Raw genomic sequence first — 21,834 nt, 5'->3', positions numbered from 1 at the left:
GAAAAAGTGAGAGTTACCCGTTTTGATAAAGGTGTCGAATCTTTAAATCAAAACAAACAAAAAGGTAACTCTCATGTTGCATACTAACAATCCAATCATAAAACACAAAGCTGGTTTACTTAACCTTGCCGAAGAACTAGGCAATGTATCAAGAGCCTGTAAAGTCATGGGCGTATCACGAGATACATTTTATCGTTATCAAGAACTCGTTAATGAAGGTGGTATCGATGCATTAATCGAAAAGAACCGCCGTACACCAAATATAAAGAATCGCGTTGACGAAGAAACAGAGCAAGCCGTCATTAACTATGCAGTTGAATATCCTGCTCACGGTCAACATAGAACCAGCAATGAGCTTCGTAAGTTAGGCGTGTTTGTCTCAGGTAGTGGTGTTCGTTCAATCTGGTTGCGTCACGATTTAGAAAACTTCAAAAAACGATTGAAAGCATTGGAAAACAAAGTCGCTAATGAAGGCATTATTTTATCTGACGCCCAAGTTGCTGCGCTAGAAAAGAAAAAACATGACGATGAAGCCTGTGGTGAAATTGAAACAGCGCATCCCGGTTATCTTGGCTCACAAGACACATTTTATGTTGGTAACCTTAAAGGTGTTGGTCGTATCTATCAACAAACCTTTGTGGATACCTACAGTAAAGTCGCCTTTGCGAAGCTCTACACAACGAAAACGCCAATTACAGCGGCTGACATGCTCAATGATAAAGTATTGCCTTATTTCGAAGGTCACAAATTGCCTATGCTTCGAATATTAACTGACCGAGGAACTGAGTATTGTGGGCGAGTTGAGCATCATGATTATCAGCTATATTTGGCAATTAACGACATCGACCATACAAAAACGAAAGCAATGTCCCCGCAAACAAATGGTATCTGTGAGCGTTTCCATAAGACGATTTTAAACGAGTTCTATCAAATCACATTCCGCAAAAAGTTGTACGATTCAATGGAAGAACTACAAAAAGATCTGGACGAATGGATGGATTACTACAACAATGATCGGACTCATCAAGGAAAAGTATGTTGCGGTCGAACACCACTTGAAACATTACTGGATGGAAAAACGGTTTGGGCAGAAAAGAATTTAGCTCAAATCTAAACTAACAGTCACCATTAGAAAAATGGGTAACTGTCAGATCAAGTCTGAGCTAGTACAGTTGACATGGTCAACTAAATTCAGTCACCCTAGTTAAGAAACCATATCTAATGTTTCGATTCGTTCTTCAAAGTCATTTGGGCTTTGATAATTTAAGTACGAATGTAAGCGACGACTGTTGTACCACATACAGATGTAATTCATTACATCCTGTTGAGCCTCATAACGCGTTGGGTAGTTTTTCCAATGCACGCGCTCTTGCTTCAAACTACCGAAGAAGCTTTCTGCAACAGCATTATCCCAGCAACAGCCTTTCTTACTCATGCTACCAATGAAGTCATTTGACTTGAGCAATTTACGATATTGGTGGCTTGCATATTGAACCCCTTGATCTGAATGGATAATTAACCCTGTTTTGGGTTGGCGTTGCCACATCGCCATAGTCAGTGCGTCACAGACAAGCTGCGCTTTCATTCGTGAGCCCATGCTCCAACCAACGACTTTGCGCGAATATAAATCAATCACTACCGCCAGATACAACCAACCTTCTGCAGTCCAAACATAAGTGATATCTTGTACCCAGGCTTGATCAGCTGCTTCAACGTTGAAGTTTTGCTCAAGTACATTGGGATAAATAGGCTTATTATGCTCACTATTCGTTGTCACTTTGTATCTCTTTTTATAGCGCACCCAGACATTCGCCTCTTTCATTAGCTGTGCTGTTTTGTGACGACTCACCGGAAAACCGAGTGCATTTAAGACTTTCTGAATACGCCTTTCACCGTAAGTATTATCACTGAAGTGCGCTATGTCCTTGACACAATCAATCATTTCTTGATGTGTTGGATCCTCTGATTTAGTTGAGAATCGCTTTTGATAACTATAGTAATTGTTACTTTTTACACCCAGTATTCGGCACATTGTCGCCACAGGCCAGGTCTTCTTGTATTGGGTTATGAACGAATATTTCACTTCGTTTCTTTGGCAAAGAAGACCGTCGCTTTTTTTAATATTTCACGCTCCATTTCTAGGCGTTTCACTTGCGCTTTTAGCTCTCTGATCTCTTCTTGCTCAGGGGTTAAATTACCGTTCCCTCTAAAAGCATGCCCATCATCATTTTCAGCTTCTTTTATCCAGCGACCAAGCATGTTGGGATTTACCCCTAAATTTCTAGAGGCTTCTGCTTGTGAGTAGTTTTGCTCAACAACTAATGCGATAGCATCAAGTTTAAATTCTTTGGAATACTTTTTACGTTTTGTCATTATCGATCTCCAGTTAAGTTGATTATCTCTTAACTGGGGTAGTCGAATCCATTAAACCACGTCAGGTTACGCTGGCAGGTTGAATTACTTTTTAAGGAGTGTAAGTCTTATAATAATTTACGCGGCTTTCAAACATCAAACGCAACCTTACAAGAGACGCTAATTTATGTAAGTTTAATAGTAACCACGCTTAAAAGGTTTTTAACTGGCTGTATTGAAAAGATATTCAAAACTGAAATGTCTACAATGACAGTAGCAAAAACAACGGGTGTTTGGTGGATTGGCATATTAACAGCGATTATTAGGAAGCATAGGAAAGGATTGTTAAATGCAGTTAATGGAGCATTTGACTTTCTGAGGAAAAATGCAGCTAGGGCGCACCCCAAACGCGATCGAAAAACAGGAGTATTTCAGTATGGGGTAGAGCCAAATTTTTAAGGCTGTACTTAATATTTTTCTTAAGTACCTACCTATGACATGGATGTAGGTAAGGGGCGTGAGCAGGACGCGGAAGCTTTGCTCGGTTTTTACTTAGCCCAGGTTACAAACCTCGCGTCGCGATTTAATCGCCCCTAGATTGAACAAATTTCAATCCACAAAGATCAACACGCCCTGCCAATATATTCATGACTAAAGTAAAAAACGAGCCAAATTTGGCTCGTTTTTTTATTTTTTTAATAGCTATACTTGGCGATAGTCTTTAAAAAAGCGCTTCATTTTTAACATCGCATCGGATAAATCATCTTTGCTTGGTAAAAATACCAACCTAAAATGATCCGGCTCGGGCCAATTAAACGCCCTGCCATGTACAAGTAATATTTTTTCGGCTTTTAGCAAATCGTACATCATCTTTTCATCATCTTTAACGTTAAAAAGTGCTGTATCTACTTTGGCAAACGCATAAAGCGCGCCTTTAGGTTTTTTACAACTAATGCCTTCAATAGCGTTTAACCCGCGCCATGCTATATCGCGCTGCTCGTATAAGCGCCCGCCTGGGTTAATCAAATTATCAATTGATTGCACGCCGCCCAACGCTTGTTGAATTGCATATTGCGCAGGTACATTTGCGCACAAACGCATAGATGAAAGTATTTCAAGACCTTTGCGTAAATCATCCATAACTGAGGTACGACCGCTTAGCACCATCCACCCCATTCTCAGCCCCGCTGCACGGTAAGTTTTAGCTAAACCGTTAAAAGTAATGATTGGTACATCATCACAAAGTGAGCCGATTGAAGTATGCGTTATATCATCGTATAAAATCTTTTCGTAAATTTCATCGCTCAATAGCAGTAGTTTATGTTCACGCGCTATATCAATTAATTGCATTAGCAAATCGTCACTGTAAACCGCACCTGTCGGATTATTAGGATTGATTAATACCAGCGCTTTAGTTTTAGATGTTATTTTGCTTTTTATATCTGCAATGTCCGGAAACCAATCTTGCTCTTCATCACATAAATAATGCACCGGATTACCACCCGATAACGTGACAGAAGCAGTCCAAAGTGGATAATCTGGAGCTGGAATAAGCACTTCATCGCCATTATTTAATAGCGCTTGGGTGATCATTTGAATAAGTTCGCTTACGCCATTACCAATATAAATGTTATCTACATCTAAATTATGTAATCCACGTTGTTGGTAGTGCTGATAAATAGCCACGCGGGCTGAATAGAGGCCTTTAGAGTCACAGTAACCTTGGGCTGAATATAAGTTGCGGATAATATCGCGGTGCATATCTTCTGGCATATCAAAACCAAAAGCAGCCGGATTACCTATATTCAATTTTAATACTTTTTGACCTTCGTCTTCCATTTTTTTAGCTTGTGCTAAAACCGGCCCACGAATGTCATAACATACACCTTCTAATTTGTGACTCTTTTTAATATCAGACATTTTTACCTCTTTAGGGCGTATTGACTTTATGGATTAAATTTGTTCAACCTAGGGGCGATTTAATCGCGGCGCGAGATTTGTAACCTAGTGGGCTAAGTAATAATTGAGTAACAAAGAGAAAATAGCCCCTAGGAAGAACCCTCTGGGCAATGCGTGTTTAGTTTTTATGTGTTGTTATCGCCTATTTATGTGGAAAAACCACACTGTATAGGCTCTGCCTAACCTAAAAACCAGACACTCGTTGCAAATTCAATCCCGAAAGATCAACACGCCCTAGTGAATCTTTAGACTAACCTAGTAAAGGCGTAAAATGCCAGTGTATTTGATTACTTAATACTGAAATAAATTCACGTTTCAGCTTCGATAATTAGCGAGATGCTAACCATTCATTTAGCTTAGCTTGAGAGCCTGTTACTTGAGCCATTAAGCTATTAGATGCGTCGATAGCTTCAGCTAAGTTATCTACGTTTAAATTTTGCTCAATAACACGCGATACTTCAGCAAGGCTTGAAGCGCCAAACTGCGCCGCGTTCGATTTTAAACTGTGAGAGTGACGAATAGCCGCTTCTCTGTCTTTACCAATAGTTGCTAAAACTTCAGAGCCTAAACGTTCAAACTCTGCGCAACAAAAATCAAGCGTGTCAGCAAACTGCTCACCCAATAACGATTCCATACTCTCTAACGCCGATGTATCAATATTTATCTCTGTCATATTTTAAGCCCTTAAAACAATCCATGTAAGTTACAGTTTAATAGTACTACTTTATATTGATGCGTAAAAAAAACCAACTTAATTACCTTATAAATGTATAATTGCGAGGATCATACTGGCAACAAAAAGTTTATTAAATGGCACGCACACTTTGTAATCATTGTAACTTTTCACTAAACACCTGTATTTGCAACGCAATTACAAATATAAACAACAAAGTTACGGTTATTATTCTACAGCACCCGAGTGAAGAAAAAATAGCAAAAAATACCGCTAAACTACTCAATTTATGCCTAACTGATTGCCAAATAATCAAAGGCGAAAATAATGATGACTTTTCCATACTAAAAACACTGCCAGTAAGCTCAACTGTTTTACTCTACCCTAACGAACACGCTATAAATTTAGACGATAGCGCTGAGCAGCCTAGTATAAAAAACATCACCCATTTAATCGTGGTTGATGGTACATGGAAAAAAGCCTACAAAATTTTGCAACTCACCACATTACTTAATAAATTTAAAACGGTCAGTTTTAAACAGCTACCTAAAAATCGTTATGCTATTCGTAAAGCCCCTCGGGCCGACAGCCTATCCACACTTGAAGCTGTAGCGCATAGTTTGTTTTTAATAGAGCAGCTAAATCCCGCACCACTTTATAATACGCTTAATGAATTAATACAAAAACAAACCCAACACATGCCTGAGCACGTAAAAGCACGTTACTTAGATTAAATTTGGCGCCATAAACTTTCATGCGTAATTATCCCAACAGATTAAAACGAGGCTTTACTCGCCAAGGCCCCGACTATCGCTTTGACGACCAAGTCGACTTTAGCGATATAAGAGATACCTTCGGCTTTAGGTCAATGGTCGTTGGTAAATGGGTAACCAAAGAAGAGCGCTACATTAGCGCCAATTTAATTTACGATGCACTGGCGGATCTTGCGCAAATACTGCATTTACCGCCCAAAGCTATTGGCCTGCGCGGCAAGCTTAACTTTGCATTTGGTCATGGTGGTCAAAAAGGCGTGCAAGCGCATTATAATGCAGCCTCTCAAACACTTGCTCTTGCAAAAAATGCAGGCGGTGGTGCACTTGCTCACGAATGGTTCCATGCGTTTGACCACCATATAAGCGAGCATTTATTTGCAGCAAAACCACGCTTTGGCTTTGCCTCAAAATTGTGGTTTTCAAACACGCCTAATTTATCCCACCCACTTAATAACGCTTTGAACAGTTTTTATAAACATGTATTTCTAGATGAAGATGGTATTGATGCAAATAACTTTGTACAAACGTGTATAGAACACGATAAAGCCCACAATATGAATTATATGAGTATGCCTGAAGAATTAGCAGCGCGCTGCTTTGAAGCCTGTATTGAAGGCCACACATATATAAAAAATAGCTTCTTGGTGGGAGGCTTAAAAAGTAGTAATTTAATATACCCAAATAGTGAGCATATTAATAAAGCAAATAAAGCGCTTAACCAGTATTTTGAGTTACTTGGCTATGCGCTTCATAAAATAGACGAGTGATGTCTATATTTGGTGATTATTTATCGTCACTAATACGACTTGCTACTGCGCTGCTTTGATCTTTATATTTTGCATCTTTACGAATATTGTATGGGTTTTCACACGGCCCCGATAACATTTCAAAGCTCATAGCCCCAATTTTCATCAGTGGGCGAAGCGCCAGTGGTAATTTACCTGAGTTGTAAAACTCTAAAACAATATTACCGCTCCAGCCTGGGTCTATTCGGTGCGCGGTTACATGCACCATTAAACCCAAACGCGCAAGCGATGAGCGTCCATCTAACCAACCTACTATATCTGCTGGCAACGTTACTTTTTCATGGGTAATAGCCAGCGCAAGTTCACCTGGGTGTAAAAAGAATGCTTCACCTTCATCAAGCACTATTTCTTCACTCATGATCGATTCCATGGCCTTATTTAACTGATCTTTTGGACCACTTAAATCGACATATGCGGCATTATGCGCATTAAAAGTTCTAAATTTATTACCCAAGCGTAAATCGGCAGTCACGCCTGAAATCATATCACTTGTTGGTGCAGGCTCAATAACAATGCGGCCATCGCTTAGGTATTCTTTAATATGTGTGTCTGAAAGTCTCATTATTTATTAATCTTCTGTAATCACAATTTCAATCGCATTGTGATGCTGTTGATAATAGAGCGTGCTGGCTATAAGCCTCGCTGCTGCGCTGTATGTTTTGCTTATTGTTGCGTCGTTATAGTTTGCAATAAGTTTACCTTGCTCAGAATACTCACGTATATCTATTGCAAGTGGAATATGGCTAAGTACAGGCACGCCGTGCTTGTGCGCCAACTTTTGTGCACCGTCTTTACCAAATACGTGATTTGCCTCACCGCAGTGGCTGCAAATGTAGTGGCTCATATTTTCTATTAAGCCAAGCACCGGTACGTTTACTTTATTAAACATAGCAATGCCTTTTTGCGCATCGGCTAGCGCTAAATCTTGCGGTGTAGTGACAATAACAGTGCCGCTAGCGGGTACTTTTTGGCTCATTGTAAGCTGAATATCACCGGTGCCAGGTGGCATATCAACAATTAAGTAGTCAAGCTCGCCCCAATCGGTTTCGTTAAGTAACTGGCTCAGCGCGCCTGACGCCATTGGCCCGCGCCATACCGTGGCATCATCGCTTGGAACTAAAAAGCCAATTGACTGCGCTTTAATGCCATTTGCATCAAAAGGCTGTAGCTGTTTGTTATCTTTAGTGACGGGCTCTGCGCCCACTAATCCTAAAAGCATTGGGATAGATGGGCCATAAATGTCAGCATCTAAAATACCCACCTTTGCGCCTTCATTTTTAAGCGCGCCTGCCAAGTTAACAGCAGTAGTCGACTTACCTACCCCACCTTTGCCTGAGGCAATAAGTACAATATGTTTAATCGCTTTAAACTTAGCCGCCTCTTTAATGATAACCTTGGCGCTAATTGTTATAGGCACATTTAAGCTTTCACTTACGTGTTGCTCAACTAAAGGCATTTCTGATTGCCCAGCAAATGGCAGAGTTAATTTAATGTGTAGTGATTTATCGTCATTTTGAGTAATAGTATCGATAAAGCTTTCGTCAATACCGACAGCAAAAGCCGCACTACGATATGCCGCTAAGGCAGTTATAATCGGTTGTTTTTGCACCGATTTAGAAGAGAATAGTTTCGACAGTCCAAACATAGCAATTAAATAGCGTTTCTTTGATGAAAAGTGCCACGGAATTATGTAACATTCAGGGAATTAACACCAGTCAATTAATAAAAATCCATAAGCTGTGCGCACTCTAAGCAGATAGCTTGTAGATAAATTAATGATAATTGCCGTTTGTATAATAAAAACGGCGCTTTATCCTCAATTCGGAATGATTATGACGCAGCGAAAGATCCTGATTACCAGCGCATTACCTTATGCAAATGGCCCTACTCACCTAGGTCATTTATTGGAATATATTCAAACTGATATTTGGTCACGTTTTCAAAAACTACAAGGCCACGAAGCTTATTATGTTTGCGCAGACGATGCCCACGGCACGCCAATTATGCTTAATGCGCAAAAGCAAGGGATCACGCCTGAAGAAATGGTAAAACAAGTGAGCATAGAGCGCCAACGCGACTTTGCTGACTTTAATATCAAATTTGATAACTACCACAGCACGCACAGCCAAGAAAACAAAGAATTAAGCGAACTTATTTATAACCGCCTAAACGATGCCGGTCATATTAAAAAGCACATTATTTCGCAATTATTCGATCCAGAAAAAGGTATTTTCTTACCAGACCGTTTTGTAACAGGTACTTGCCCAACGTGTAAGTCTGAAAACCAAAACGGCGATAGCTGTGATTCGTGTGGTGCTACATACAGCCCTACCGAACTCATTAATCCGCGTTCTGTAATGTCGGGCGCTGAGCCTGTACTTAAAGATTCTGAGCATTACTTTTTTGACCTGCCAGCATTTGAAGGCATGCTAAAGGAGTGGTTACACTCGGGCACTATTCAACAAGAAATGGCTAACAAGCTAGACGAATGGTTTACCGATGGCCTGCAACAGTGGGATATTAGCCGTGATGCGCCTTACTTTGGTTTTGAAATTCCAAATGCACCAGGCAAATATTTTTACGTTTGGTTAGATGCACCTATTGGTTACATGGCGAGCTTTAAAAACCTATGTGACGAAAAAGGCCTCGACTTTGATGCGTTTTGGGCTGAAGGTTCAGACGCAGAGCTTTATCACTTTATTGGTAAAGACATTATCTACTTCCACAGCTTATTTTGGCCAGCAATGCTAGAAGGCGCTAATTTTAGAAAGCCAACTAACGTATTCGCTCATGGTTTTGTAACTGTGAATGGCGAAAAAATGTCTAAATCAAAGGGTACGTTTATTAAAGCGCGTACTTATTTAGATAACTTAAACCCAGAGTACTTACGTTACTACTACGCAGCAAAATTAAGCAGCGGTATTGTTGATCTGGATTTAAACCTAGAAGACTTTGCGCAGCGCGTAAATTCAGACCTAGTAGGTAAAGTAGTCAACATAGCGAGCCGTTGTGCTGGCTTTATTACTAAAAAGTTTGATGGCAAGCTAAGCAGCACTATTATGCAACCAGAGCTGTTAGCAGAGTTTCAAGCTGCTGCACCGAGCATTACAACACACTACGAGAACCGCGATTACAGCCGCGCAATTCGCGAAATAATGGCGCTTGCCGACAAAGCAAACCAATTTATTGATGGCGCAGCGCCTTGGGTATTAATTAAAGACGAAACTAAGCAACAAGAAGCACACGAGGTCTGTTCTCTTGGTCTTAACTTGTTCCGCGTTTTAATTACTTACTTAAAACCCGTGCTACCAGGAATGGCAGACAACGTACAAGCGTTTTTAAATGACGACCTTGCATGGGACGGCGTTCAAAATGCACTAGTAAGCCACCCTATCAATAAATTTAAACCGTTAATGCAACGTGTTGAAATGGATAAAGTAAATAAAATGGTTGAAGAATCTAAAGAAAGCTTAGCACCAAAAGTAACAATTGACCCTAACAGCCCGCTTGCGAAAGAGCCAATTAGCGACGAGATTGAGTTCGATGATTTTGCAAAAGTAGACTTACGCGTAGCTAAGATTGCTAAAGCAGAGCACGTAGAAGGCGCAGATAAACTACTTAAGCTAACACTTGATTTAGGCGGCGAAACTCGCCAAGTGTTTGCAGGTATTAAATCGGCTTATGCACCTGAGGATATCGAAGGTAAGCTAACCGTTATGGTTGCGAACCTTAAGCCTCGTAAAATGCGCTTTGGTATGTCTGAAGGTATGGTATTAGCAGCAGGTCCTGGCGGAAAAGAAATTTATATTCTTAACCCAGATGACGGCTCAGAGCCTGGTATGCGCGTAATGTAATATTACTCATACAATAAAAAAACCGCTGATATGTCGGCGGTTTTTTTATGGGCTAAAGTAATGTTTAGTCGTATATTAAATACCGAACAAGAGCGTAGTGTTCTTACCAAGCTTGTAAAAAAATATATAAGTAAACTGCCTAAATAGGCAGTTATATTTTAACTATAAAATTAATTATCTTATTTAATTGAGCTTTTTCAATACGCGATCTTTTCTTGGTAGGTAATAGTTATCGTAATCAAGAGACACTATAACGCGCTCTGCTTTTCCTAATAACTCATTACGCGGAATTAAACCTATTACACGCGAGTCAGCGCTATTGTCGCGGTTATCGCCCATTGCTAAATAATAATCATCAGGAATTGTAATTGCGTCAAAGCCCGATAAACGTGAAGGAATATTTGCCACTCTTATCGAATGCGCTAATCCGTTTAAATCTTCGATTTTATCAAGCGAGTCTATGTTGCTTTGCTGATCTGCATAATTAAGTTTTTTACCATTAATAATGAGCTCATTATTTTCAAGCGCAACGGTGTCTCCTGGCACACCAATTACACGTTTAATTAAACGGTTATCGGCAGCTTGTGAGTCAAAAACAATAATATCACCTGTTTGTGGGTCCGCTAGTTTAAGTAGTTTTATATGCGTAAATGGGACACGAATATCATAGGCCATTTTATCGGTAAGTATTCTGTCACCTTCTTGAATTGTAGGTTTCATTGAGCCTGTTGGCACTTCGTACCAATCGGCTACAGCGCTTCTAAATACGCTCATTAGTGCAATAAATACGATAAGAGAGCGGTTGTTTTTCCAAAACTTATAAAGCGGTTTCATGTTATTTCCCTGCGTTAATTAAGTATTATTATGACTAACTAAATGCTGAGCAGTTCAATGTAGAGTGTAACAAAAAGTGTGTGCTTTACGGCGGGTATAGCAAGGTAGTTGCTTACCTTGCTATATGATCAATCTAAAAATTAGATTATCAATTACTGTTGATTTAGTTTTTCTTTCGCTTCTTTTACTTTTTCAAAATCTAAACCAAGTTCGTCAGTCGCTTCTTTAATAAGATGCGGTTGAGTCATCACGACTGCCATTAATTGTTGTAACTTTTCTGGCGGAATACCAAGCTCTTGAACAAGCGCCATTGCCATCATTGGATTTTGAGTAAACGCTTCAAACAATGCTTTTACTTTTTCGTCGCTTACATTGTGCTCTTTAAGTATTGCTAGTATTGGATTCATTATTAAACCTTAAATATTTTTTATAGGGCTTAGTATATGGGCTAAACCCTAAAATTAAAGAGTTACTCTACAAGTAAAACCACTTTTCCTGCGTTTTCATTACGCTCTAAAATAGCATGGGCTTCGTTTGCGTCGCTCCAAGGCAATGTTTTATACAGGTTAAAGTCGTACTTTTTAGTGGCAATATCATTGTAAAAGCGTGCTACAAAGTCGTCGCGCACCTGGCGTTTAAACTCAATACTACGATTTCTAAGCGTTGAGGCATGAAACGAAATACGCTTTTGTAAAAGCGCCGCAAAATCAACTTCTGCAAAACGTCCATCTAAAAATGCAAGCATTACAATTTGGCAATCCATGGCTGCAATAGCGGCATTTTTATTTAAGTAACTACCCGAAACAGGATCTACAATTGCATTTGCTGTTAACTCATTTGCTTTCATATATTCTACAAAGTCGGTGGTTTTATAGTTAATTGCATGATCGGCACCGAGCTCTTTTGCGTGTTGGCATTTGTCATCCGTACCAGCGGTAATAACCACGGTAGCACCTGCGCTTTTAGCCATTTGAATTGCTGCACCGCCTACGCCACTAGCACCTGCATGAATAAGCGCTGTTTGCCCTTTTTGTAATTTACCAAGCTCAAATAATGCGCCAAATGCCGTTAAATACACTTCGCTTATTGCGGCGCCCTCTGCCATTGTTACATCATCGGGTAATTCCATAAGTTGTTTTGCATCAACGGCTACATATTCGCTATAAGCACCACCTGAGCACAACGTGAAAATACGCTTGTTTAGCCAGCTTTTATCTACATCTTTTCCAAGCTCAGTAACTGTACCTGCACACTCTAAACCTAAAATAGGACTATCTCCCGCAGGAGCCGGGTATTTACCTTGGCGCTGCATACTGTCTGCACGGTTTACACCTATTGCTGCAACTTTAACAAGTACTTCATGGCTCTTTAAAACCGGCTTTTCGGTTTCACTAAATGCAAGATTACCATCTTCATGAGAAATATATTTCATTGTTGCTCCAAGTTTAAAAACTGTAATAACATATAGATGGGGATGAACACAGATTCAAACAACCTCAAAAGCGCCAACTTTGTTTATAAGGGTAAACATCAGGTAAATAACCGGCTTTTACTTGTTGCTGACACTCTTGCCAAAATGTCGCTAAAAACAAGTTACTGTGCTCATTATTAAAATAGTTAAACGCAATATCATTGGCACTAAAAAACACCTTAAATTGGCTCGGAAATATATCGTTTTCAGCTATATCAAAATACGAGTTACTACTTAGCTCTTCAAGTGCATTTTGGGTTTGTGGCACCTCTCTAAAGTTGCAATCGGTAAGCGGGCAAATTTCGTCAAAGTCGTAAAACACCACTCGCCCCCATCGCGTTACGCCAAAGTTTTTCATTAGCATATCGCCCGGAAATATATTAGCGCCCGCTAACTCTTTAATTGCTTTACCGTAGTCATGCATCACACTCTCTAAGGTTTTGTTATCGCATTGGTTAATATATAAATTAAGCGGGGTCATTTTACGCTCAACATAAACGTGCTTTAAAATGAGTGCCTTGCCAGATATAACCATGCTGCTACCAATTTGGCTTTTCATCTGCTCAAGAAGTTCATCACTAAAACGGCTTAAATCAAACGCTAAATATCTAAATTCGTGTGTGTCTACCAAACGACCAACCCTATCGGCTTGTTTTACAAAGTTATACTTTTCTTTGACTTGTGCTTTGGTGGCTGTTTTTGGCGCACTAAATTTGTCTTTAATTACTTTATAAACGTAATCTAGCCCTTCAATAGTAAATACCAGCATTACCATACCCGGCGTACCTGGCGCTTTAACATACTTAAAGTTGGCTGGGCTATTTTTAGTCGTATCGACCTTATGCCGATAAAACTCAGTTTTGGCGTGCTTTATAAAGCCAATGGCGTTAAATAACTCAAAGCGTTGTTTGTGTGGCATTAACACACTTAAGTAATCTACATAACGAGCGGGTTTATCGGTATCAACCATAAAATAGGTGCGTGCAAAACCAAATAATAAACTTAATTGATCGGCGCCCATCATTACAGCATCAAGCTTTAGTCCCTCATCGGTATTTAAAATAGCGATAGCAAAAGGCATATTGTCGCCATTTTTAGCAATGCAGCGCCCAATTAAATAACAGGCTTTGTTTCTAAAAAATAATGAGTTGGCGTATTCAATATACCCGTCGTTTAAATTTATAAGTTCGTACACCTGTTTGCATTGCTGCTTAGCGCCTTGCATTAACGTACTTTGTAATGTGGCTACATCGCGTTCTAAATTACTAAATGGCACTCTAAATACTTGATTAGTGATAAGCGTTTTAACGGCGTTATTAAACCCATTGTGTAGCGATACTCTACTTACTAAGCTTTCATAAGAGCGCGGCTCACTACGATACTTTGCTTTTAATACAAACAAATGCACAGTACGAATTTTTTTATCGTCCCAAATTGCGCCAAACGTTGAATTAAAAAAAGTATGCGCAATAGGTTTGTTTTCGTGATTTTGTACCATATCGCCGTAAATATTTTTAGCTAACTGCCACGTTTGCGGGCAAGTAAGCTCAGCATAAGCAATAACTCTCACGGCTTCACTCACGTTTTTCACTTCGCGCTCATACACTTGCAAACGTTCACGCATAGCACTTTGCACACTATGGTACTGTCGTTGTTCAAAACGGCTTTGTGCACCCAGTGTAATATTTAAAAATTGCGAAAACATCACCTCAAATCCAGCAAAAACAGATCGTGCAAGCTTACCGGCAATAACGTTTTGCAGCGTATTATTAGATTGATTTGTTAGCCTATTTTGCATAAATACAGCACTTATATTGATGCCAGTTATGGCGGTTATTTTTTATTAATTGTTTACACCTTAGCAAGCAGGCTTTAATTTAGATAATTAATACAGCATATAAATAGCATTTATTGGGCGTATTGACCTTTCGAGGTTAATTTTGCAGCCGTGTATTTGGCTTTTAAGCAAGGCAAAGTACATGTAGTGTGGTGACTCCCCATAAATGAACTTTAACGCTGCATAAAGGCCAAATACACACTGCCCATAGGGTTCTTTCTAGAACGATTAACTCTTTGTTGCCTACATGGATGTAGGTAAGGGGCGTGAGCAGGACGCGGAAGCTTTGCTCGATTTTTACTTAGCCCACTAGGTGGCAAACCTCGCGCCGCGATTAAATCGCCCCTAGATTGAACAAATTTCAACCCTGAAAGGCCAACACGCCCATATGAATATAAGAAACGTCGATCTTAACCTTCTCGTTTACTTAAATGTACTCATCGATGAAAAAAGTGTGTCGAAAGCTGCCAATAAACTCGCGCTTACGCAACCGGCTATGAGTAATGCGCTAAAACGTTTGCGCGATTTATTTGACGACCCGCTACTTGTGCGTGCTGCAGGCTCTATGACGCCAACGGCAAAGGCACTTGCATTAAAGCCTGAAGTTGAGGCCCTATTAAAAATGGCCGAAGCAATTACGCAGCCTAGTGAGCAATTTAACCCTACAACGGCTGAAGTTACGTTTAGAATAATGGCAAACGACTACATAGAGTCGACCCTAATAGCCCCTTTTATAACGGCGCAGCTTAGTAAAAACCCCGGTATTAATTTTGATGTGTTAAGTCCAAGCGACGTAAACCTACAAGATATGGAAAAAGGCACTATAGATTTAGCAATAAATCGCTTTAATGGCCTGCCACGCTCGTTTCATCAAGCCAGTGTTTGGCGCGATAATTACTGTTGTTTAACCCATCCTAAAAATACATTTTTACAGCAATCAGGGTTAGACGACTACTTACAAAAAGAACATATTTGGGTAAACCGTGCCGGCTGGGGGCCTGAAGCCGCTGTTACTAATAAATCAGGAAAGCAAAAATTAGGCTGGGTAGACGAAGCACTTTGGCAACTAGAACAAACCCGTAAAATACGAGTTTTTACTCGCCACTATATGGTTGCAAGCCTGCTTTGCCAATCAGAGCAACTTATTGCCACCCTACCGCGCAGGCAAGCTAAGTTATTAACCTCTCATACTGATTTAGTAATCAGCCCTGTACCATTTCAAATAGTGCCTATTGAAGTGAAAATGATATGGAGCCCACTGCTGCACCATGCGCCAGCGCACCAATGGTTAAGGCGTGAGTTATTAGCGTTTGCTAAAACGATTGCAGATAGATAAATTATTATTTTCATCACATCAAGCACCAGGTATTTTACTATCGCGTATAATGTCCAAGCTTTACTTTCATTAGAAGAATATAATGATAAGCAAACTTAATAATAAGAATAACGATACTGCAAATATAATTTTTGCTGTCTTTCAAAAGTCCTACGCTATAGAGGCTAAACTGATCGGCGCGCATAACTTTCCTCCTTTAGCGCGTAATATTAAAGGTATAAAAAAATCAGAAACAACCTTTTATGGCTACAGCGAAAATGAATGTTTAGCAGCCGTTATAGAAGTAGATACAAACAACGAGTATTTAGATATTTGTAGTTTAACCGTTGATCCTAGTCATTTTAAAAAAGGTATCGCAAGTAAGTTAATAAGTTATGTTTTAGCAATGGATGATTTTTCTCATGCAATAGTGGGGACTGCGGTTGCTAATACTCCTGCAATAAATTTATATAAAAAGCATGGCTTCGTGGAATTTAAAAGATGGACTCCTTCACATGGTATTGAAAAGCTGGCTATGTCGGTCGTAATTTAAATCAGTATTTCAAAATAGGTAATTTACAAATGGATAGTGCATCAATAATTGCGTGGAGTGTTTTGTTTGGTGGCATTGGTATTGGCTACCTTACTTACGGGCGAAGAAAAAAAGCCGTAGTACCACTTTGTATTGGTTTATCGCTATTGGTATTTCCGTATTTTATGAGCAGTGTTAGCATGCTGTTGATTGTAGGCGCTATTTTAGTGGCTATTCCCTACTTCATTAAAATTTAACATTACTATTGTTACGACTAAATAAAATACACGCGAAAAATAAAAAGCGCCGTGGTATTCAACTTTGGGAAAATACCATGGCGCTTTTGGAAATCGTCGATATAGGAGTCTACCTACAGTGTATGATTAGCAAGCTTAGTACCAACTTCATAAAAAATTAAAATTCAATAAAAACAATTAACTAATAGTCCATCTTTATTCCTCAATGACTCCCCTTGTTCCAGTTTTGTGCACGTTTTTACCACTCTGCACCAAATTAATTAGTATAATTTAGGTATGTTTTCTATTTTTTATTTAGTTTTAAAACTTACTATTGATGAAATCAATATCAGTTATTGAAAACAACAATTTCATTAATAATACACTTAGCGCTAGAGTGAAGTTAAGCCAACAAACTAAGAGTAATTATTATGACAACATCAAGCTTCACACAACAAGACGGGTTATTTATTGATGCTAATTTACATCAGTTTATTGAAGAGCAGTTATGCACTAAAGCTAACACCACTGAGACTTATCAAGCATTAGCTACTTTAGTTGATGAGTTTGGTTGTAAATGCCGTAAAACAAAGCACCAACCAAATGATGTATTAGAAGTGGATACATTGCTAAACGCATACCAACTTAAAAACCACCCACTTTGCCATGTTGATGCACAAACGACAGAAGCCGTTTTAGACGAATATTGCTGCCAGGTTCCTGCAATTATTGTTGTTGCGTTAATGGATACGCTTAGTGGTACGCAGTGCGATGAACCTCAAGCACATGAGATTTACCATCGTGCAGCGCAGTTAACCAACCGCCCTTGCATGCACAGATTAAAAACTGCCTCAGCAGCTTAATAATGAATGTGTTTAAAAGTGCTCGATAACCTTCTTTGCAAAGCCAGTACAAGTTAAGGTTGTCGAGTTATGAATACTTGAGTTATCGCGCTGCTCTTGCGCTAAATCAAAGGTTACTTCACCACTTTTAAATGTTCGCTCTAACGCACTTTCTATCAGTAATGCGGCCTCCTCCCATCCCATAAATTTAAGCATTAATACCGCACTTAAAATACTACTGCTGGGGTTTGCTTTATTTTGCCCTGCTATACGTTCAAACGTGCCGTGTGTGGGCTCAAAAAATGCAACATCATTATTTAAATTAGCTGCGGGCATTATGCCAACACCGCCAACTTGTGCGCTTAGCATATCCGCTAAAAAGTCGCCGTTTTGGTTAGTCGTCACCACTACATCAAATTGCTCTGGATGCATTAAACATTGTTGCAGCATGTTGTCAGCTATGACTTCTTTAATAATTAAGGGCGCTTGGTGTCCTCGCTCTATTTGCAGCCAACGCCCATTTTCATGTGCGGTGGCATTAAACTCGCTTTGTGCAAGTGCAAACCCCCAACGCTTGAATGCCCCGTCGGTAAATTTAAGTACATTGCCTTTGTGCACTAGTGTTAAGGATTCACTATCGTTTTTAAGTGCATACTTAATTGCAAAGCGCATTAGTCGTTCAGAGCCTTCTTTGGATATATTTTTAATGCCAATACCGCACTCTTGTGTAAACCTTAAGCGCGTTACCCCCATTTCTTCGCATAAAAAGTCGAGCATTTTTTCGCTTTCTACACTGCCTGCTTGCCATTCAATACCTGAATACACATCCTCGCTGCTGTCGCGCAGCACGGTTATGTTTGTTAAAAAAGGATTTTTTAAAGGAGAAGGGAGTGCACTAAAGCCTTTTATAGTGCGCATATTTACAAACAAATCCATTTCTTGCCTGAGGGCTACATTGAGTGAGCGAAAGCCACCACCCAGCGGCGTTGTTAACGGCCCTTTTATGGCAATTTTACAGGCGCGTACTGCGTTAATTGTTTCTTGTGGAAACCAGTCACCGTCATACAGTTTCGCGGCTTGCTCGCCGTTATAAACCTGCATCCAATGTATTTTTCGAGCGTTTTTGTAACAATGTTCAATTGCACTATCAACAACGTGGCGCATTACCGGCATGATATCTAAACCCACGCCATCGCCATCAATATGAGCAATGATAGGTTCTAACGGAATTTGCCACTGACCGTATTGGTCTATCGTGATATTTTGACCTTGCGTTGGCACATTTATATGTTGGTACTGCATTGCTAACACCTACAAAGGTTCTATAAATATGATTAAAGCATGCTAATTAAGGCGTGTCTGTATTTGTACTTTTATAGTTACTATCATTTAAAAAAATAGCAAATTAACTGTGACTATTTACGTCATGAGTTGGTCTTGTTTAATTAGCCTTATCGTATTAGCTATTAAATTACAGTGGAACACTTTAATGAAACTCTTTTTTATATTGCTACTATCAATCAACTCGTTTAAAACGTTAGCCGTTGAGGTAGTAATACACAACCTCAATTCACTCTCAAGTAGTGGTCAAAGGACGGTGTCTACTTGGGTGAATCAAAGTGTTGAAAAAACACAAAATACGTTAGGGCCTCTAAAACAAAGTACCTTACCTATTTATTTAAAACCGCAATATTTTGCTTTTGAGCCAGTACCTTGGGCTACTGTAAAGCGAAATAATCCCGATGGGCTAGAACTACATATAGATCGTTACGCCAGTTTAAAAGCATTCACTAAAGATTGGACGCTATACCATGAACTTTCACATTTATATTTGCCGCTATTTCCCTACTCCGGTTTTTGGCTAAGCGAGGGTTTTGCCAGTTATATGCAAAACGTAATAATGCGTGACAGCGGTATAATCACCCAGCCGCAGTTTGTACAACGCTTAAATGCAGGGTTTGATCGTGCCCGCCTGCAAACCAAAACTAAAACACAGCCACTTAATAAGCTCTCTGCCGATATGTGGAAACAACGTGCTCAGCAACGTGTTTACTGGACAGGCGCAGCTTTTTTTGCCCAAGCAGATCTAGCATTGCAAAAACAAGGGCAAACTTTGGCAAGTGTTATAAAGGCGTATCAATTATGCTGTAGGCCAGCACGCTCTAACGCTAAAATGTTTATAAAAGAGCTTGATAAACAATCTAGAAGCAGTGTTTTTTCTACTCTATACGCACAATACAATAACCGCACTGACTTTCCTAATATTACAAAAGCGCAAATCAATCAGCTATAACGCTACTTTTAAGTAATGGCTAAAATAGTTATACGCTTGCTCATTAAAATTGACTGAGTGCTCGTTCATAAAACCATGTAGGTAGTTTGTTTTATTACACTTTACTGCGGACTTATTATTTAAAATGGCTATCACTTCATCAACATTAAAATGTACCTCATGTTTAGGAAAAATAAACTCACAGGGTACGTTTGCATCTAATGCTAAATAATTACGAATTTGTGATGGGTAGAACCCTATTAACTTTTTAAGGTGTGTATTGCCTGTTAATAACTGTGCGCGCCATGCTGCACTTGCCCCTGCGCTAAATGCGATACAAGTTGTTGGTGCTTGCAAATGCGCAAAACATTTTTGAAGTTTGTCGGTGTATTTATCATGCCCGCATTTCTGTATGAATTTATTGTAGTTATATTCTTCACTATCAATAGGTTGTAACTCATTATCATAAGGATCAATAACCGTTACCTTAGTGTCAAACCCCTCTGTAAACTGCGTAAAAGCAGGTGTTAAACCAAAAATATCGCTCGCAATTAGGTAATTCATACTTATCCTTTAGTAAATAAAATTGGAGGCCATAGGCAGTTGATAAAATGTATTATAAATAAATAAAAAAATAGCTTGCACATAATATACATATAAGTTACCTTCCCTCTCTGGTTTAAAGAAACCGCCGCGGTTAACCATTTACCCTGATCCAGTAAGCCCCGCAAAACGTATATTTGAAAGCTAAGTTATTGTACGGCGAGAACCCCTTAAATAATACCGAGATGAATTTTATTATCATCGCAAAAGTGTCATAAAGATCGTCAACACTGTAATGAAGCTAAACACAACATCGTTTATTTATTGACTGCACGAAGCTATAAAATATAGCGCAGAATAAATAACAAGAATAAAGTGAGTTTTATTATGTCTTATAAATATAATGGGTCTATGATCCAAATTGCACATCCAGTGCAATCAATTTCAGTAAACAAACATCGTGTAATTTTTAGTGATACACAAGGTTTAAAAAATGCATTATTTCAAAAAGCGAGTGATGCACGCCAATTTGTTAAATGGCTAAAAGCTAGTTAAACAAAACTTTAATTGCTTTTTATTATTGCGATTATTGAAAATATATTTTGCCAGCCTCGTTGCTGGCATTTTACTTTTTAGCCCTTTAATGGTTACAATAGTTTTACAATAATAATTATTGGCAACTGCTGTAATGCTCCGTTTATGTATACTTTTTTTAATGTTTTGTTTTTTAAGCCCTGTAAGTAATGCTAAAACCATTAATTGGTTAACGCACGACTTTGCACCGTACTACATTTTAAATGGCCAATATCAACACCAAGGCCGCGATGAAAGCATTATATCCCTACTTGAAAAACAACTACCCGCTATTACCTTTAATCAAATTATCATCCCTTCGGGAAAAGTAATCCAAGAGCTATCAAATACGTCCAATAATACTTGCGCATTATCTCTTTATAAAAATGATTACCGAAAAAAGCATATTTACTTTACAGACGAAAGCTCAACTACAGGACTATCACCTTCTGTTGCTATGCATAGCAAGCTTGCAGACGCACTTGAATTGCCTGATGCGACTGAAGTGTCATTATTAGATTTAATACGTGATAAAAAGCTAACACTCGGCATATCAATGAGTCGTTCTTATGGAAAAGAGATAGATTCGGTTATAAACACAACTCCCGATATAGATTTAGTAATAAGACCTACTCGCGACAGCTTAGCGAGCCTTACTTATATGCTTAATTTAAAACGGATTGATATTTTATTGGGTTACCCAAGCGAACATTATTATTTAGCTAAATTAATGAATTTTGATAAAAACTTAACACAACGACCGTTAATCGAATCCCCTGCGTTAAGTTATGGCTTTATTGGTTGCACTAAAAATGAGCAAGGTGCAAAAGATATAGCAATGCTTAATGAGCAGCTCAAAGTAATAAAAAAAACACCAGCTTATAATGATGTGCTAATGCGCTGGTTGCCAGAGCATTTAAGGCCTTTATTGCAAGAGCGTATAAAAAAATAAGTATTTATAG

The 21,834-nt window shown here is 39.1% G+C and carries 22 protein-coding genes and 1 pseudogene; 12 read left to right on the top strand and 11 right to left on the bottom strand.

What is annotated here, in order from left to right:
• The first annotated feature begins 73 nt into the window (after positions 1–73).
• Entirely contained in the window at positions 74–1,114 is a 1,041-nt protein-coding gene (locus tag LOS73_RS11270) for an IS481 family transposase (RefSeq protein ID WP_033032172.1), read from the top strand.
• A gap of 90 nt (positions 1,115–1,204) precedes the next feature.
• Here LOS73_RS11270 and LOS73_RS11265 read toward each other — a convergent pair.
• A protein-coding gene (locus tag LOS73_RS11265) for an IS3 family transposase (RefSeq protein WP_457933646.1) occupies positions 1,205–2,373 on the bottom strand; the annotation gives its coding sequence in 2 pieces (ribosomal slippage) (positions 1,205–2,127 and positions 2,127–2,373; 1,170 coding nt in all).
• A 63-nt stretch (positions 2,374–2,436) separates the two neighbouring features.
• On the opposite strand from LOS73_RS11265, the pseudogene LOS73_RS11260 reads away from it, so the two are divergent.
• A pseudogene (locus LOS73_RS11260) lies at positions 2,437–2,811 on the top strand (IS4 family transposase); the annotation flags it as partial.
• A 243-nt stretch (positions 2,812–3,054) separates the two neighbouring features.
• Here LOS73_RS11260 and LOS73_RS11255 read toward each other — a convergent pair.
• Positions 3,055–4,272, bottom strand: coding sequence for a pyridoxal phosphate-dependent aminotransferase (locus LOS73_RS11255; protein ID WP_033028407.1), 1,218 nt, complete (start codon positions 4,270–4,272; stop codon positions 3,055–3,057).
• 367 nt (positions 4,273–4,639) lie between these two features.
• Positions 4,640–4,984, bottom strand: coding sequence for an Hpt domain-containing protein (locus LOS73_RS11250; RefSeq protein ID WP_033028408.1), 345 nt, complete (start codon positions 4,982–4,984; stop codon positions 4,640–4,642).
• Between the two features lie 137 nt (positions 4,985–5,121).
• Between LOS73_RS11250 and LOS73_RS11245 the strand changes: the two genes are divergently transcribed.
• Together LOS73_RS11245 and LOS73_RS11240 are read left to right on the top strand one after the other, a co-directional pair.
• Positions 5,122–5,718 (top strand): tRNA-uridine aminocarboxypropyltransferase, encoded by a 597-nt coding sequence (locus tag LOS73_RS11245; protein WP_008138384.1) that lies wholly within the window; start codon positions 5,122–5,124, stop codon positions 5,716–5,718.
• Between the two features lie 20 nt (positions 5,719–5,738).
• Entirely contained in the window at positions 5,739–6,524 is a 786-nt protein-coding gene (locus LOS73_RS11240; protein ID WP_033028409.1) for a CLCA_X family protein, read from the top strand.
• A 16-nt stretch (positions 6,525–6,540) separates the two neighbouring features.
• On the opposite strand, the gene dcd is transcribed toward LOS73_RS11240, so the two are convergent.
• Together dcd and apbC are read right to left on the bottom strand one after the other, a co-directional pair.
• Positions 6,541–7,125 (bottom strand): dCTP deaminase, encoded by a 585-nt coding sequence (dcd, locus tag LOS73_RS11235; RefSeq protein ID WP_007375413.1) that lies wholly within the window; start codon positions 7,123–7,125, stop codon positions 6,541–6,543.
• Between the two features lie 6 nt (positions 7,126–7,131).
• Positions 7,132–8,208: an iron-sulfur cluster carrier protein ApbC gene (gene apbC / locus LOS73_RS11230; RefSeq protein ID WP_457933645.1), complete on the bottom strand. Its 1,077-nt coding sequence runs from the start codon at positions 8,206–8,208 to the stop codon at positions 7,132–7,134.
• Positions 8,209–8,395: 187 nt separating this feature from the next.
• On the opposite strand from apbC, the gene metG reads away from it, so the two are divergent.
• On the top strand, positions 8,396–10,417 hold the full coding sequence (gene metG / locus LOS73_RS11225) for a methionine--tRNA ligase (RefSeq protein WP_033028411.1): 2,022 nt from the start codon (positions 8,396–8,398) through the stop codon (positions 10,415–10,417).
• A 183-nt stretch (positions 10,418–10,600) separates the two neighbouring features.
• On the opposite strand, the gene lepB is transcribed toward metG, so the two are convergent.
• The 4 genes from lepB to aceK all read right to left on the bottom strand — a co-directional run bounded on the left by lepB (position 10,601) and on the right by aceK (position 14,520).
• Positions 10,601–11,251 carry a signal peptidase I gene (gene lepB / locus LOS73_RS11220; RefSeq protein ID WP_007375417.1) on the bottom strand — a complete coding sequence of 217 codons (651 nt, stop codon included), beginning with the start codon at positions 11,249–11,251 and terminating at the stop codon, positions 10,601–10,603.
• A 152-nt stretch (positions 11,252–11,403) separates the two neighbouring features.
• On the bottom strand, positions 11,404–11,658 hold the full coding sequence (locus tag LOS73_RS11215) for a DUF2999 family protein (RefSeq protein WP_002963210.1): 255 nt from the start codon (positions 11,656–11,658) through the stop codon (positions 11,404–11,406).
• 62 nt (positions 11,659–11,720) lie between these two features.
• The gene (locus LOS73_RS11210; protein ID WP_024595341.1) at positions 11,721–12,683 is read right to left on the bottom strand and encodes a zinc-binding dehydrogenase; all 963 of its coding nucleotides are present in this window, start codon (positions 12,681–12,683) and stop codon (positions 11,721–11,723) included.
• Positions 12,684–12,747: 64 nt separating this feature from the next.
• Complete coding sequence (gene aceK, locus LOS73_RS11205) at positions 12,748–14,520, bottom strand: bifunctional isocitrate dehydrogenase kinase/phosphatase (protein ID WP_457933644.1); 1,773 nt, start codon at positions 14,518–14,520, stop codon at positions 12,748–12,750.
• 427 nt (positions 14,521–14,947) lie between these two features.
• On the opposite strand from aceK, the gene LOS73_RS11200 reads away from it, so the two are divergent.
• The 4 genes from LOS73_RS11200 to LOS73_RS11185 all read left to right on the top strand — a co-directional run bounded on the left by LOS73_RS11200 (position 14,948) and on the right by LOS73_RS11185 (position 17,505).
• On the top strand, positions 14,948–15,895 hold the full coding sequence (locus LOS73_RS11200) for a LysR family transcriptional regulator (protein ID WP_008138369.1): 948 nt from the start codon (positions 14,948–14,950) through the stop codon (positions 15,893–15,895).
• A gap of 82 nt (positions 15,896–15,977) precedes the next feature.
• Positions 15,978–16,427: a GNAT family N-acetyltransferase gene (locus tag LOS73_RS11195; RefSeq protein WP_457933643.1), complete on the top strand. Its 450-nt coding sequence runs from the start codon at positions 15,978–15,980 to the stop codon at positions 16,425–16,427.
• 29 nt (positions 16,428–16,456) lie between these two features.
• Entirely contained in the window at positions 16,457–16,663 is a 207-nt protein-coding gene (locus LOS73_RS11190) for a hypothetical protein (protein ID WP_007375422.1), read from the top strand.
• 410 nt (positions 16,664–17,073) lie between these two features.
• The gene (locus LOS73_RS11185; protein ID WP_457933642.1) at positions 17,074–17,505 is read left to right on the top strand and encodes a hypothetical protein; all 432 of its coding nucleotides are present in this window, start codon (positions 17,074–17,076) and stop codon (positions 17,503–17,505) included.
• Positions 17,506–17,517: 12 nt separating this feature from the next.
• Here the strand turns inward: LOS73_RS11185 and icd are convergent, their stop codons facing one another.
• The gene (gene icd, locus LOS73_RS11180; protein ID WP_457933641.1) at positions 17,518–18,786 is read right to left on the bottom strand and encodes an NADP-dependent isocitrate dehydrogenase; all 1,269 of its coding nucleotides are present in this window, start codon (positions 18,784–18,786) and stop codon (positions 17,518–17,520) included.
• Positions 18,787–18,973: 187 nt separating this feature from the next.
• Here icd and LOS73_RS11175 point away from each other — a divergent pair, with 187 nt between their 5' ends.
• Complete coding sequence (locus LOS73_RS11175) at positions 18,974–19,777, top strand: M61 family metallopeptidase (protein ID WP_008138360.1); 804 nt, start codon at positions 18,974–18,976, stop codon at positions 19,775–19,777.
• Here LOS73_RS11175 and LOS73_RS11170 read toward each other — a convergent pair.
• Positions 19,772–20,320: a hypothetical protein gene (locus LOS73_RS11170; protein WP_007375426.1), complete on the bottom strand. Its 549-nt coding sequence runs from the start codon at positions 20,318–20,320 to the stop codon at positions 19,772–19,774. The two genes, LOS73_RS11175 and LOS73_RS11170, sit on opposite strands and share 6 nt — an antisense overlap.
• A 366-nt stretch (positions 20,321–20,686) precedes the next feature.
• Between LOS73_RS11170 and LOS73_RS11165 the strand changes: the two genes are divergently transcribed.
• Entirely contained in the window at positions 20,687–20,854 is a 168-nt protein-coding gene (locus LOS73_RS11165) for a hypothetical protein (protein ID WP_007375427.1), read from the top strand.
• 160 nt (positions 20,855–21,014) lie between these two features.
• Positions 21,015–21,824, top strand: coding sequence for a hypothetical protein (locus tag LOS73_RS11160; RefSeq protein WP_457933640.1), 810 nt, complete (start codon positions 21,015–21,017; stop codon positions 21,822–21,824).
• Positions 21,825–21,834 lie beyond the last annotated feature (10 nt).

Source organism: Pseudoalteromonas sp. SCSIO 43210, assembly GCF_054133285.1.
Note: the sequence above shows the minus strand (reverse complement) of the source record. Positions and strands in the feature narration are given on the sequence as shown.

What these genes read in the sequence shown, in the direction of transcription:
- LOS73_RS11270 (WP_033032172.1), top strand. Translation starts at nt 74, where the DNA reads ATGTTGCATACTAACAATCCAATCATAAAACACAAAGCTGGTTTACTT.
- LOS73_RS11255 (WP_033028407.1), bottom strand. Translation starts at nt 4,272, where the DNA reads ATGTCTGATATTAAAAAGAGTCACAAATTAGAAGGTGTATGTTATGAC.
- LOS73_RS11250 (WP_033028408.1), bottom strand. Translation starts at nt 4,984, where the DNA reads ATGACAGAGATAAATATTGATACATCGGCGTTAGAGAGTATGGAATCG.
- LOS73_RS11245 (WP_008138384.1), top strand. Translation starts at nt 5,122, where the DNA reads ATGGCACGCACACTTTGTAATCATTGTAACTTTTCACTAAACACCTGT.
- LOS73_RS11240 (WP_033028409.1), top strand. Translation starts at nt 5,739, where the DNA reads ATGCGTAATTATCCCAACAGATTAAAACGAGGCTTTACTCGCCAAGGC.
- dcd (WP_007375413.1), bottom strand. Translation starts at nt 7,125, where the DNA reads ATGAGACTTTCAGACACACATATTAAAGAATACCTAAGCGATGGCCGC.
- apbC (WP_457933645.1), bottom strand. Translation starts at nt 8,208, where the DNA reads ATGTTTGGACTGTCGAAACTATTCTCTTCTAAATCGGTGCAAAAACAA.
- metG (WP_033028411.1), top strand. Translation starts at nt 8,396, where the DNA reads ATGACGCAGCGAAAGATCCTGATTACCAGCGCATTACCTTATGCAAAT.
- lepB (WP_007375417.1), bottom strand. Translation starts at nt 11,251, where the DNA reads ATGAAACCGCTTTATAAGTTTTGGAAAAACAACCGCTCTCTTATCGTA.
- LOS73_RS11215 (WP_002963210.1), bottom strand. Translation starts at nt 11,658, where the DNA reads ATGAATCCAATACTAGCAATACTTAAAGAGCACAATGTAAGCGACGAA.
- LOS73_RS11210 (WP_024595341.1), bottom strand. Translation starts at nt 12,683, where the DNA reads ATGAAATATATTTCTCATGAAGATGGTAATCTTGCATTTAGTGAAACC.
- aceK (WP_457933644.1), bottom strand. Translation starts at nt 14,520, where the DNA reads ATGCAAAATAGGCTAACAAATCAATCTAATAATACGCTGCAAAACGTT.
- LOS73_RS11200 (WP_008138369.1), top strand. Translation starts at nt 14,948, where the DNA reads ATGAATATAAGAAACGTCGATCTTAACCTTCTCGTTTACTTAAATGTA.
- LOS73_RS11195 (WP_457933643.1), top strand. Translation starts at nt 15,978, where the DNA reads ATGATAAGCAAACTTAATAATAAGAATAACGATACTGCAAATATAATT.
- LOS73_RS11190 (WP_007375422.1), top strand. Translation starts at nt 16,457, where the DNA reads ATGGATAGTGCATCAATAATTGCGTGGAGTGTTTTGTTTGGTGGCATT.
- LOS73_RS11185 (WP_457933642.1), top strand. Translation starts at nt 17,074, where the DNA reads ATGACAACATCAAGCTTCACACAACAAGACGGGTTATTTATTGATGCT.
- icd (WP_457933641.1), bottom strand. Translation starts at nt 18,786, where the DNA reads ATGCAGTACCAACATATAAATGTGCCAACGCAAGGTCAAAATATCACG.
- LOS73_RS11175 (WP_008138360.1), top strand. Translation starts at nt 18,974, where the DNA reads ATGAAACTCTTTTTTATATTGCTACTATCAATCAACTCGTTTAAAACG.
- LOS73_RS11170 (WP_007375426.1), bottom strand. Translation starts at nt 20,320, where the DNA reads ATGAATTACCTAATTGCGAGCGATATTTTTGGTTTAACACCTGCTTTT.
- LOS73_RS11165 (WP_007375427.1), top strand. Translation starts at nt 20,687, where the DNA reads ATGTCTTATAAATATAATGGGTCTATGATCCAAATTGCACATCCAGTG.
- LOS73_RS11160 (WP_457933640.1), top strand. Translation starts at nt 21,015, where the DNA reads ATGTTTTGTTTTTTAAGCCCTGTAAGTAATGCTAAAACCATTAATTGG.